Annotated in this window: 10 protein-coding genes; 7 read left to right on the top strand and 3 right to left on the bottom strand. The window is 37.0% G+C overall.

Translation table 11 applies throughout. The features are described 5' to 3' along the window. Positions 1-389: 389 nt before the first annotated feature. Both hydE and hydF read left to right on the top strand, forming a co-directional pair. The gene (hydE, locus tag BUE08_RS02345) at positions 390-1,439 is read left to right on the top strand and encodes a [FeFe] hydrogenase H-cluster radical SAM maturase HydE (RefSeq protein ID WP_286680264.1); all 1,050 of its coding nucleotides are present in this window, start codon (positions 390-392) and stop codon (positions 1,437-1,439) included. Between the two features lie 5 nt (positions 1,440-1,444). Then, entirely contained in the window at positions 1,445-2,674 is a 1,230-nt protein-coding gene (gene hydF / locus BUE08_RS02340; protein WP_286680263.1) for a [FeFe] hydrogenase H-cluster maturation GTPase HydF, read from the top strand. A gap of 20 nt (positions 2,675-2,694) precedes the next feature. Here hydF and BUE08_RS02335 read toward each other — a convergent pair whose 3' ends face one another. Then, positions 2,695-4,083, bottom strand: a complete 1,389-nt coding sequence (locus tag BUE08_RS02335; protein WP_059031715.1) for an MATE family efflux transporter — start codon at positions 4,081-4,083, stop codon at positions 2,695-2,697. Between the two features lie 252 nt (positions 4,084-4,335). Here BUE08_RS02335 and BUE08_RS02330 point away from each other — a divergent pair, with 252 nt between their 5' ends. Both BUE08_RS02330 and BUE08_RS02325 read left to right on the top strand, forming a co-directional pair. After that, positions 4,336-5,223 carry a DMT family transporter gene (locus BUE08_RS02330; RefSeq protein WP_286680262.1) on the top strand — a complete coding sequence of 296 codons (888 nt, stop codon included), beginning with the start codon at positions 4,336-4,338 and terminating at the stop codon, positions 5,221-5,223. A gap of 131 nt (positions 5,224-5,354) precedes the next feature. Then, a complete protein-coding gene (locus BUE08_RS02325) occupies positions 5,355-6,035 on the top strand; it encodes a phosphoribosylaminoimidazolesuccinocarboxamide synthase (RefSeq protein ID WP_059031713.1) in 681 nt (226 codons plus the stop codon). 80 nt (positions 6,036-6,115) lie between these two features. On the opposite strand, the gene trxB is transcribed toward BUE08_RS02325, so the two are convergent. Beyond that, complete coding sequence (trxB, locus tag BUE08_RS02320; protein WP_353682073.1) at positions 6,116-7,030, bottom strand: thioredoxin-disulfide reductase; 915 nt, start codon at positions 7,028-7,030, stop codon at positions 6,116-6,118. A gap of 153 nt (positions 7,031-7,183) precedes the next feature. Between trxB and argF the strand changes: the two genes are divergently transcribed. Next, complete coding sequence (gene argF / locus BUE08_RS02315) at positions 7,184-8,149, top strand: ornithine carbamoyltransferase (protein ID WP_286680260.1); 966 nt, start codon at positions 7,184-7,186, stop codon at positions 8,147-8,149. A 47-nt stretch (positions 8,150-8,196) separates the two neighbouring features. On the opposite strand, the gene BUE08_RS02310 is transcribed toward argF, so the two are convergent. Further along, on the bottom strand, positions 8,197-9,429 hold the full coding sequence (locus tag BUE08_RS02310) for a patatin-like phospholipase family protein (RefSeq protein WP_286680259.1): 1,233 nt from the start codon (positions 9,427-9,429) through the stop codon (positions 8,197-8,199). Positions 9,430-9,803: 374 nt separating this feature from the next. On the opposite strand from BUE08_RS02310, the gene greA reads away from it, so the two are divergent. Next, on the top strand, positions 9,804-10,280 hold the full coding sequence (gene greA / locus BUE08_RS02305; protein WP_059031710.1) for a transcription elongation factor GreA: 477 nt from the start codon (positions 9,804-9,806) through the stop codon (positions 10,278-10,280). A 17-nt stretch (positions 10,281-10,297) separates the two neighbouring features. After that, entirely contained in the window at positions 10,298-11,767 is a 1,470-nt protein-coding gene (gene lysS, locus BUE08_RS02300) for a lysine--tRNA ligase (RefSeq protein WP_286680258.1), read from the top strand. Positions 11,768-12,122 lie beyond the last annotated feature (355 nt).

Genomic DNA, 12,122 nt, shown 5'->3' with positions numbered 1-12,122 from the left:
TCACTACAAGGGAAGAAACAGCGAGAAGCCTTGCAACAACTACATTTCATCACGAGCAAACTTTGTCACTCCGTGAGCAAACTTATTTGTAACTACACAAGAAGGACAGAGTCCTTCTTTTTTATTTTTCTCAAAGCTTGCTCATTGACAACATGTTTATTTGATATGTATAATAAAACTGTAAATCTTATGCGTTAGAGATTAACTGATGCAGAAGATAACAAAAAAGTCTAAAAGGGCCTGACTGCAAGGAATTTCTGAGCAAAAAGGCGAAGGACCATATTAAATATTTCACAAAGAATAAATTTGTTTATCCTAAATTGTGAAATGCAGAACATATAAAGACCTTCGGCTTAAGCCGAAGGTCTTTTGCTCAGAGGGGACAATTAATGAATATATATAATCTTATAGATGACATTTGCCAGGGATATACTCCGACTAAAGAGGAAGTAGAAGCATTGCTTTGTACTTATGAACCTTATAATTCATATCTTTTTTCGGCAGCTCAAGCAATTACTAAAAAGTACTATGATAATATTATTCACATAAGGGGCATAATAGAATTTTCAAATTATTGTAGGTGCAGCTGTGCATACTGCGGTCTTAATGCCGCAAATAAAAAGTTAAAGCGCTATAGAATGGAACCTAAAGAAATAGTAGAAACCGCAAAGGAAGCTTATGATGCAGGTTATCGAACATTAGTGCTTCAATCAGGAGAAGATTTATGGTATACGCGAGAAAAAATCTCTGAAATAATTAAAGGAATAAAGTCAATTGGTGATATTGCAATAACACTTAGTATCGGAGAAAGGGATTATGAAGACTACAAACAATGGAGAAAAGATGGTGCCGACAGGTTCTTGCTAAAGCATGAAACTATAAATGAAAACTTATATAATAAACTTCATACCCATTCAAATCTTGAAAACAGAATAAGGTGCCTAAATAATTTAAAAGAATTAGGATATCAAGTGGGAGACGGATTTATGGTTGGATTGCCAGGACAGACTTTAGGAGATATTGCAGAAGATATCCTGTTTTTAAATAGATTAGATGTAGACATGGCCGGTATAGGGCCTTTTATTCCCCATCCCCATACCGAGCTTAAAAGCGCAGAGGCTGGAAGCAATGAAATGACAATAAAAGCTGTAGCTATAACGAGACTTATTTTGAAAAAAGTGCATTTGCCGGCAACAACAGCTCTTTGGACACTAAATACAGAAGATGGCAAGAAGGCGTTTGACTCCGGAGCAAATGTTGTGATGCTGAAAGTTGAACCCTACAAATATCGCAGACTTTATGAAATATATCCGAAAAATTTAGGAAACGAAAACAGTATTAAGCAAGAAAGGTTGAGGATGGAAGAATTAATTTTAAGTTTGGGCAAACAGGTTGCACAAGACCGGGGAGATTCTATAAAATTTCTTGAAGGGCAGTGATTTTTATGAATGATACACCAAGAGGCAACAGATTGCATATAGGTCTTTTTGGCAGGAGAAATGCCGGTAAATCGAGCCTGATAAATGCTATAACAGGTCAGGAAACGGCATTGGTTTCAGATTTTCCAGGGACAACTACAGACCCTGTTTATAAGGCAATGGAGCTTTTGCCGATAGGACCCGTGGTATTCATTGATACTGCAGGGTTAGATGATACAGGAAGTTTAGGCGAGCTTAGAATAAAGAAAACATTACAGGTTATGGATAAAACAGATATAGCTCTTATGGTATTTTCTGCGGAATATTCGGATTTTGACCTGGAAAAAAAGTGGTGCAATGAACTTATAAAGAGGAATGTCCCCATTGTTGGTGTAGTAAATAAAATCGATGAACGAGATATCGATATTACAGAGCTTGAAAAAAATTTTGATTTCCCTTTCATAAAGGTAAGCGCTGATAAAAGAATAAATATAGGTAAATTAAAAGAAATGATTCAAGAAAATGCTCCTTTTGACTTTGAACTTTCCACATTGCTGGGCGATATATTAACTCCAAAATCCATTGTAATATTAGTTATGCCTCAAGACATTCAAGCACCTAAAAACAGACTGATTCTTCCGCAGGTACAAACAATAAGAGACATATTAGATAATAATTGTATGGCGCTTGCCGTAAAGGAAACAGAACTTAGAGAATTGCTTGCATCACTTAAAAGAAAGCCTGATTTAGTGATAACAGATTCGCAGGTTTTCAACATAGTAAGCAAAATAGTTCCTGAAGATGTTCCGCTTACTTCATTTTCTATTATTATGTCTAGATATAAGGGTGAAGTAGGAGTTATGGCAATGGGTGCTAAAGCTATTGATGAGCTAAAGCCCGGCGACAAAGTTTTAATTGAGGAGGCATGCACCCATCATCCTCTAAAAAATGATATAGGCAGACAAAAACTGCCTGCACTTCTTGAATCAAAAGCCGGCGGCAAACTAGATATAGAGATAAAGATTGGCCAAGATTTTCCAGAGGACCTTACACCATATTCTCTAATACTTCACTGTGGCGCCTGCATGCTCAATCGAAAACAGATGATAACAAGAATAATAAGAGCAACAGAGCAAGGCATCCCGATTACAAACTATGGAATGGCCTTTGCCCATGCTCAAGGAATCTTAGACAGAACTACTTGTATGTTTACAGGCAAAGAGGAAAATAAGCAAACTGCTATAAAAACCATGTAAACAGCCTTTTAAAAAGTTTATCATAATTCGTTTATAAGGGCTTTTTCCTTCCAATTACCCTTCCTGTAAAAAATAAAGGTAATTATAGCACCTGATACCCAAGCAACTAAAAGAGAAATGAATATGGATTCAGGCCTACCATTGGGATACTCCGGACTTCTGGTAAGGTATGCTATACCATAAGCCACAGGTACACGAAGAAAAATAGTAGTGATAAGCGAAATCCACATAGGAGTCATGGTATCCCCGGCCCCTCTCATTACGCCGGAAAGAACTTGGGTCACAGCCATTGCGACATAACCGACTGCCAAAATTCGCATCATATGCATACTTAAATCTACCAATTCTGCTGTATTAGTAAAAATCTCCATCAGGTATCTGCCAAAGGTTAAAATAGTTATAGTAATAACAATTGATACTCCTACGGCAATTGCAAGTCCCTGTCGAGTACCTTCTTCAACTCTTTCGAGTTTTTTTGCCCCTACATTTTGACCGGTAAAAGTAGTCATTGCAATTCCAAAAGTAAAATTGGGCATCATAGCAAATCCGTCTACGCGCATCACAATTACATTGCAAGCTATGACCATTTCTCCGAAAATGTTTGTGAGAGACTGAACTGTTACCATTGCAAGAGAAAAGATAACTTGTGTCAGCCCTGAGGGTAAACCCAGCCTTAGAAGCTGCGCTACGTATTCTTTTTGAGGCTTCATTACTTCAAGATTAAGATCAAAAACCTCATGCATATTTTTGAGCTTGATTGCACATAAAATTGCCGAAATGACCTGTGCAATTACAGTAGCAAGGGCTACACCGGGCACTCCCATATTAAGTCCTGCAACAAAATAGATATCCAAGAAAATATTAAGGACAGTGGAAATTAGCAAAAACACCAAAGCTGATAACGAATCTCCAAGTCCCCGCAAAATTCCGGAGAGTATATTAAAGTATGAAAACCCCCAATTGCCAACAAGCAGTATTAAAAGATAGTCTGCACACCAATCCAATATGGAAGGCGGAGTGTTGATAAATGAAAGCATCGGACGCACAACAATAGGGCCTATTATCATGATCATTGTGGCTGTTACCGCTGTCAGCGTCAAACATACACCAATAGAACGGGAAAGCTTTTCCCTATCCTTGGCGCCAAAATATTGAGAAACCATTATACCGGCTCCGGTAGATACTGCTACAAAAAACACAAGCAAAAAATTGTAAATCGGCATAGCGCTGCCTACAGCAGCTAGGGCATTATCGCCTACATACCTTCCTATAACTATTGAATCTACAGTATTATAAAGCTGCTGAGCAATGTTTCCTATCAGCATAGGAATCGAAAACTCCAAAATTCTCTTCCATGGCTCTCCTACGGTCATATCGCGCGGCGAAAAAAGATCTGCAAGTTTTGCCATTTCTTCAACCCCTTTCTACAATAGATGTGAGTATTGTTAAAATTTTTATCTCGTTTATACCTGTAAATACAAAAGTCATCAAAACTAATTTACGAGCTTCGTTTTTCCCGATGGGCGCAATTTGCTTACAGCATCTATTATATCAATGTAAATACAATAAATGCAACCGCATAAAATTTAAAGAAAAAGAGCAAACTTTTTAAAAATATGATATGATATTTCAAAATAACTTATACTCCGAGGGTGCATACAATGACTAGTTCTAAAACCCATATATATTTAAATCTTCTCAGCGTAGCTTTTTTTTGGGGCACTTCCTGGGCTATATCTAAGATTGGCCTGCGCGACTTATCTCCGGTACATCTTGCAGTATTAAGGTTTATGGTTGCTTCAGCCATATTTTTATTTATGGTAAAAACTTTTCATAAAGATTACATTATAGAAAAAGAAGATAGAAAATGGTTGTGGATATTAGGATTTTTAGGAGTAACCCTGTATTTTTTCATCCAGTATTTCGGCCTTAATATGACTACGACAGTAAACGCCTCAATTTTAATTGCGACAAGTCCGATTTTTACAGTTCTTTTGGCATCGATGATTTTTCATCAAGAAAAAATATCTCCCTTAGATATTTTGGGTACAATAATAGCGTTCTTAGGCATATTTTTTGTATTTACCGCAGGCAGGGGGATGTCTATTAGTAGAAGTACTATTTTAGGCGACTTATTACTGCTTTCAAATTCATTGATCTGGGCTCTTTTTACAGTTTTAGGAAAAAACTTAGTTGACAAATATGATCCATTTGTTGTAATGGCATATATAAATATATATGCAGCGATAACGGTACTGCCGATAGTATTTACCCCCTCCTTCATTAGCTCCGTAAAGTCGGCTTCTTATACTACTTGGGCTGCGATAATATATCTTGCGGTATTTTGTTCCGTATATTCCTATTATATGTGGTACAAAGGGATAAAAATTGTCGGAGCTTCAAAAACCGCAGTGTTTAACTATATAAATCCGATGATAGCCGTGATAATTGGCATTTTACTTCTAAAAGAAGGATGGAATATTTATACACTTATCGGCGGTATTCTTGTATTCATTGGAGTCTATATGGTAACTTCTAGCAAATCTTAGGATAAAACACGAATGATCTTAATATATTTTTAAATATTTTTCGTGATTTGTATGTATTTTATTGAAAGTATATGGTAAAATATCTGTATCAGATTACTCGTTCAAATTTTAAATTAACGGAGGTTTTTAGGGTGGAAAAAATTAAAGAAGGGAAAACGAAAACAGTTTTCGACGCAGGCAATGGGAATATCCTCCTAAAGTTTCGCGATGATGTAACTGGAACAGACGATGTGGTAGATCCTGGAGCCAATACTGTTATAGGAAAAATAGAAGGCAAGGGCAATGCCTCTCTTCGCCTATCCAAGCATTTTTTTGAGCTTTTGAAAAAAGCAGGTATCCGCACCCATTATATCGATGCGAATCTTGATGAAAACACGATGCTGGTAAGGTGTGCAAAAACGTTTGGCGACGGTATGGAATTTGTGTGCCGTTTAAAAGCAGCAGGGAGTTTTGTAAGAAGATATGGCAGATATGTAAAAGAAGACCAGCCTCTAGATTATCTTGTGGAGATAACATTAAAGGATGATGAAAGAGGGGATCCGCTTATAAACGAGGAAACACTCATTCAGCTAAAATTAATGACAAAGGATGAAATAAGCCAAGCTACAAACCTTACAAAAAAGATTACAAAATTAGTTGAAGAAGAATGTAGCAATTATGATCTGGAGTTAGTGGATGTCAAATTTGAATTCGGGGTAGTAGACGGTGAAATTGCCGTAATTGACGAGATTTCCGGAGACAATATGAGAGTTAGAAAGAATGGAAAGCCAATCCTTCAAAAGGAATTGTGCGAGATAATTTGCGGTAACTGAAAACAGATACCAAGATTAAAATGCGAACTAAAAGCGACCTGTTAGAGTTATGCAGGCCGCTTTTATGACTTATAAATCAACTATTGCATGCTTTCAATAAACCTTCCTGCTTCTACCGCAGCTACCGCTCCATCGGAGGCTGCGGTTATAACTTGACGCAAAGGCTTTTGGCGAATATCGCCTGCTGCAAAAATCCCCGGCACATTTGTCATCATGTGTTCGTTTGTTATAATATAGCCTTGATTGTCAAGAGAGATGATATCTTTTACAAAATCTGTCAAGGGAGTCTGACCTATTGCGACAAATATTCCGTCTACAGAAATAGACTCTAATTCTCCCGTTTTTACGTTCTTGACCACTAATTCATTTACTGTATCCTTGCCGCGAATTTCATCCACTACCGAATCCCAAATAAAGGAAATTTTACTGTTTTGAAATGCACGCTCTTGAAGGATTTTTGTAGCTCTTAATTGATTTCTGCGATGTATAACATAGACTTTGCTTGCAAACCGAGTTAAAAACAGCGCTTCTTCAATGGCGGTATCTCCTCCGCCGACAACCGCAACTGTCTTATTTGCATAAAAAGCCCCGTCACAAGTTGCACAATATGAAACACCCCTGCCGGTAAACTCAATTTCACCCTTTACGCCCAACTTTTTCGCTGATGCTCCGGCAGCTAAAATAACGGTTTTTGCTTCTACGTTATCATCATCAAGGATAATATTAAATATATTATCCTCCTTTACTATTTTTACAGCACCGTTATTTAAAATTTTGGCGCCAAATCTTTCAGCCTGCGATTTCATGGCCTCAGCAAGCTCGGCACCGCCTATGCCATCGGAAAACCCAGGATAATTTTCTATACGGTAAGTCATTGCAGCTTGGCCGCCTGGATACATTTTTTCAATAATGATTGTGGAAAGCTTAGCTCTTGCCGCATAAAGCCCTGCTGAAAGACCGGCTGGTCCGGCACCTATTATAGCTACATCGAAAATCATCTTATACCTCCTTTTTTAAAGCTATTCTGCTTAAATAATAATATATTTGACGCACTTTAGCAAAAAAAATTTAGTTTTTATATAAAAAGGTATTGCATAATAATACATTTTAATGTATAATTATGAAAAAGAACGAAAGAGGCTGATCTTATGAGCATAAATCCATGGTTGAATACAGAAGTTAGCTTGTTAAAGGGAAAAGATCTGTTAAGTTTATATGATCTTAGCAACCTTGAAATAGACGAAATACTTACTAAATGTGAAACGCTTAAAACAATGCATAAATTGGGAGCGGATTATCAGCCGCTAAAGGGCAAAACCCTAGGCATGATTTTTGAAAAGTCTTCTACCAGGACAAGAGTATCTTTTGAAGTTGCAATGTGGCAGCTAGGCGGACATGCACTGTTTTTGAGCAATAGGGATATCCAACTTGGCAGGGGAGAGACCATCCAAGATACAGCCCGAGTGCTGTCAAGGTATTTAGACTGTATAATGATAAGGGCATACAGCCATGAAGATGTTAAACTCCTTGCAAAATACGCTGATATACCCATTGTAAATGGTTTAACCGACTATGAGCACCCATGCCAAGTGCTGGCAGACTTATTTACTATTAAAGAAAAGAAGAAAAAACTTAGCGGATTAAAACTGGCATTTATCGGAGACGGAAAAAATAATATGGCAAATTCTTTACTTTATGGATGTGCAAAAGTGGGAATGGACATAGCTGTAGCTTCTCCGAAAGAGTTTTTACCGGATAAAGAAGTAGTTGAAAAAGCAAGTATTGATGCAATGATGAACGGTTCAAAAATTACACTGACAGAAGATGTATTTGAAGCGGCTGACGGTGCTGATATCCTTTACACTGATGTGTGGACAAGCATGGGCCAGGAAGAAGAAACTGAATACAGGAAAAAAGTTTTTGCAGGCTATCAAATAAACCAAGAAGTACTTTCTGCGGCAGACAAGAATGCTATCGTTATGCACTGCCTACCTGCACATCGAGGCGAAGAAATAACCGAAGATGTGATGGAGGGAGACCATTCCGTGATATTCGACGAAGCCGAAAACAGGCTTCACGTGCAAAAGGCTATTTTAGCTCTTATAATGGCATAAAATTATTGTAAAAAGATGGAAGGCTTAGGCGGGCCTTCCTTTATTTTTTACGCATTATTTTTTAATTGTAATTTAAGCTCTTCAATAAAAACATCCACTATCTCCGGCAATAATTGGTCTTTTACGGTTTTTAGTACAAGATCAGACTTTCGCAATATGCGGGGGATTTTATTTGATATCCCTTGAGAACTTTTCTGATGCCGTGATAGTACTGTTTGCAAAAACTCCTCAAATTCGTATATTCTAAATTTCTCGATTTCAGCAGTGCGAGCTGCTCTTTCTAAGATATCAATAATTATATCCTTATAAGTGGCTTTAGGACCCAGATCTAAAATGTCAGCTATACGCGGAATGACTTTTTCAAAAAGCAGCCGGTAGCAAGGGATTTTTTCATTAAGCCCTATAATCTCAGCAAGCTGCGAAACTGTCCTTGGGTTCATGTTAAAGAAAAAACGCGCATAATAATCTTCCGGATATGATTCTTTGATATAATAGTGTGTGCCGGAATACTTATTTACCACTTTTAAAGTATCATAATAACCTAATTGAAGATTTACTCTTGCTCTTTCTGCTGAAAAGTCAAGGATGCCACCTAAATCTTCAGAAGGTTCAATTACAATTAGATTTAATTTCTTCCTATTTACTCCGCGCACACGCCCTAAACCATGTAATCTAATTACTATAATATCCTTATACCCCTTTGCAGCGAGCAGACCGACAGGGAGATTATCGAAAACACCACCATCGATGAATAATTTACCATCAATTTTTTCCATTTTAAATATAGGAAGATTGGCACTGGCCAGTAAATAGTCAGCTAGTTTTCCATAAGGGATATCTTCTATATAAATCTCAACCGGTTTTAGGTCAGTAAGTTCAACCGTTACTATACCAAAATCTTTTCCTGAACTTCGAATTTTGTCCTCCGATACGTTTTCTGATATAAGTTTGCGAAGAGGTGTAATATCAAGACCTCGCTCTGAGAAAAGCTCTCGCAATTTTTTTACTGCAAAAATTAAATTCTCCGGACGCACCTCTTTGTTTCTGATTGCCTCTATCTCTTTTTCATCAATATTATTTATTATTTTATCAAAAGAAATATCGTACCATATATTCCAAGCCTTTTCGAAGTCGCCTTGTAGTATCATGGCACCGTTTAAAGCACCTACCGATGTGCCGGCCACGCCGCCTATATCAATATTCAGCTCCCTGAGAGCCTTCCATGCGCCTATTTGGTAAGCACCTTTAGCACCACCGCCTTCAAGCACTAGACCGAACAAAACAATGCCCCCGTTTCTTTTGTTGACTTTAAAAATTAACCACTTATTATTATAGTCTAATTTTTAGATATATACCATATCTAACATTTTCAGAAACCGATGGGAATTTTTAGAAAATAAGCATAAAAAGCTCCTTGACATTAATACCATGCTGAATTATAATATTTTAGAAGCTGTAAGTGCTATGAAAAGGCTATAATTATTTCAATATTTGGGCTTTGTTATACCTCTTCATAAATAATACATATTGAAGAGGATTATTAACATAAGCTCCATTTTTGTTATAAACAATAGCTTAGTGCGATTGGCCTGGAAGCACAGTATGCTGATAAACCAAAGTCAATTTTTTCAAAATCACGAGGGGAGAAAATCGTATGTCAAAAAAAGAAGTTGTCCTTACCCAGGAAGGCTTAAAAAAAATGGAAGAAGAACTAGAATACTTAAAATCAGTTAAGCGCAGAGAAATCGCTGAAAGAATAAAGCAGGCCATCGACTTTGGCGATATCAGCGAAAACTCTGAATACGATGAAGCAAAAAACGAGCAAGCGTTTATAGAAGCAAGGATTGCCCTTCTTGAAGAAAAATTACGGAATGCAAAGCTTATAGACGAACTAGATATAACTACTGATGTTGTAAGCGTAGGCTCCAAAGTTAAACTTAAAGATTTGGATACCGGAGACATTTTTGAATATACAATTGTAGGCTCAGCAGAGGCGAATCCGCTTGAAAATAAAATATCAAATGAATCACCGGTGGGAAGTGCCCTAATAGGCAAAAAAAAGGGTTCTATAGTAGAAGCTTTAGCACCTGTCGGAAAGGTTAGATATGAGATTATTGACATCACGAAATAAATAGTGGAGGTTTTTTAATGGACTATCTTAGCGAAAATGAAATCCAAAAAGTTAGACTGCAAAAACTTCAGGAACTTAAAGGTATGGGCATAAATCCATATGGCGAAAGATACCCCCGCTCGAATACTTGCCAGCAAATCAAAGATAATTTTGATGAATTTGAAAATGAGGATGTAATTTTAGCCGGTAGAATCATGGCGATAAGGGGTCATGGCAAAGCGGCTTTTTTTGATATCCAGGACGACTCCGGGAAAATACAGGTTTATATCAAAAAAGACAATGTATCTGACGAAACATTTAAATTGTATAAACTTCTGGATATAGGAGATATAATCGGGGTAGAAGGCCGAGTTTTCAAATCTCAAAGAGGAGAAATATCTATCTCCGCTACAAATTTAAAAATGCTTGCAAAGTCATTAAGGCCACTACCTGAAAAATGGCACGGCTTAAAAGACACTGATACAAGATATAGGCAGAGGTATCTTGATCTGATAGTGAATCCTGAAGTAAAGCAGACATTCCTTACTAGAAGCAAGATCATATCAGCAATTAGAGAATTTCTAGATGAGAGAGGTTTTGTAGAGGTTGAAACTCCGATCTTGTCACCGATAGCCGGAGGCGCTGCTGCCCGGCCTTTTGTAACATATCATAATGCATTAGACATGCAATTGTACTTACGTATAGCTACAGAACTATATTTAAAAAGACTTATAGTCGGCGGTTTTGAGAAAGTCTATGAACTCGGTAAGGATTTTAGAAATGAGGGGATTTCTGTTAAACATAACCCTGAATTTACAATGCTTGAATTATATCAGGCATATGCCGACTATAAAGATATGATGGAACTTATGGAAACACTTTTTGCACATATTAGTCAAAAAGTCTTAGGAACAATGAAAATAACCTATCAAGGTGAAGAGATTGACTTGACACCTCCGTGGAAAAGAATGACCATGGTTGAAGCTGTCAAGCAATTTACTGGCATAGACTTTGATAGCATAACATCAGATGAGGAAGCAAGAAAAATTGCAAAAAAACTGAACATAGAAGAGGTAAAAGACAGCGATACAAGAGGAAAGATACTTAACCTTGTATTCGAGGAAAAGGTTGAACAAAATTTGGTTCAGCCCACCTTTATATATGATTACCCTTTAGAAATATCACCTCTTGCAAAGAAAAAAGAAGATAATCCAGATCTTACTTACAGATTTGAGGCATTTATTACAAGGAGAGAGATGTGTAACGCTTTTTCCGAGCTCAATGATCCGATAGACCAAAGAGAGAGATTTTTGCAACAGCTAAAAGAGCGCGAGGCAGGCGATGAAGAGGCTCATGTTTTTGATGAAGATTATATAGTTGCACTTGAACACGGTATGCCTCCTACAGGCGGGTTAGGCATAGGTATAGACCGCATGGTTATGCTGTTGACTGATTCTCCCTCTATAAGAGATGTGATTTTATTCCCAACTATGAGGCCAAAACAATAGCAAAATTTATTAAAAACAAGAGAATTATGCAGCTTATAAGAGAATGTATAAATTTTATCAATATAATCTCTAAATATGAGCCATAACAGCGAATATCAATGTTTGAAATGAATGCCGGTTTCATGGTATTATACTTGAGCAGTCACGGAAAACACCAAAAAACCTAGTAAGTCAGCACTTCAAAAGAAAATAAAAAAAGGTGTTGACAAACACAGAAGAATATGTTAAAATTAATAACTGTGACGTAAAGAACCTAGACAACTAAATCAGTGTTATGCCTGAAACGATAAACCATAATTCAATTCTTTTGTATCCAAGCTTTTAAAGCAACGATATAAAATATTAACATGAGAGT

It is taken from the genome of Tepidanaerobacter sp. EBM-49 (assembly GCF_001896645.1).
Classification (GTDB): domain Bacteria; phylum Bacillota; class Thermosediminibacteria; order Thermosediminibacterales; family Tepidanaerobacteraceae; genus Tepidanaerobacter; species Tepidanaerobacter syntrophicus.
Note: the sequence above shows the minus strand (reverse complement) of the source record. Positions and strands in the feature narration are given on the sequence as shown.

Excerpts from the sequence above, each read along its gene's own strand:
- greA (WP_059031710.1), top strand. The coding sequence starts at position 9,804 with ATGTCAAAAAAAGAAGTTGTCCTTACCCAGGAAGGCTTAAAAAAAATG.
- argF (WP_286680260.1), top strand. The coding sequence starts at position 7,184 with ATGAGCATAAATCCATGGTTGAATACAGAAGTTAGCTTGTTAAAGGGA.
- BUE08_RS02335 (WP_059031715.1), bottom strand. The coding sequence starts at position 4,083 with ATGGCAAAACTTGCAGATCTTTTTTCGCCGCGCGATATGACCGTAGGA.
- hydF (WP_286680263.1), top strand. The coding sequence starts at position 1,445 with ATGAATGATACACCAAGAGGCAACAGATTGCATATAGGTCTTTTTGGC.
- BUE08_RS02330 (WP_286680262.1), top strand. The coding sequence starts at position 4,336 with ATGACTAGTTCTAAAACCCATATATATTTAAATCTTCTCAGCGTAGCT.
- lysS (WP_286680258.1), top strand. The coding sequence starts at position 10,298 with ATGGACTATCTTAGCGAAAATGAAATCCAAAAAGTTAGACTGCAAAAA.
- hydE (WP_286680264.1), top strand. The coding sequence starts at position 390 with ATGAATATATATAATCTTATAGATGACATTTGCCAGGGATATACTCCG.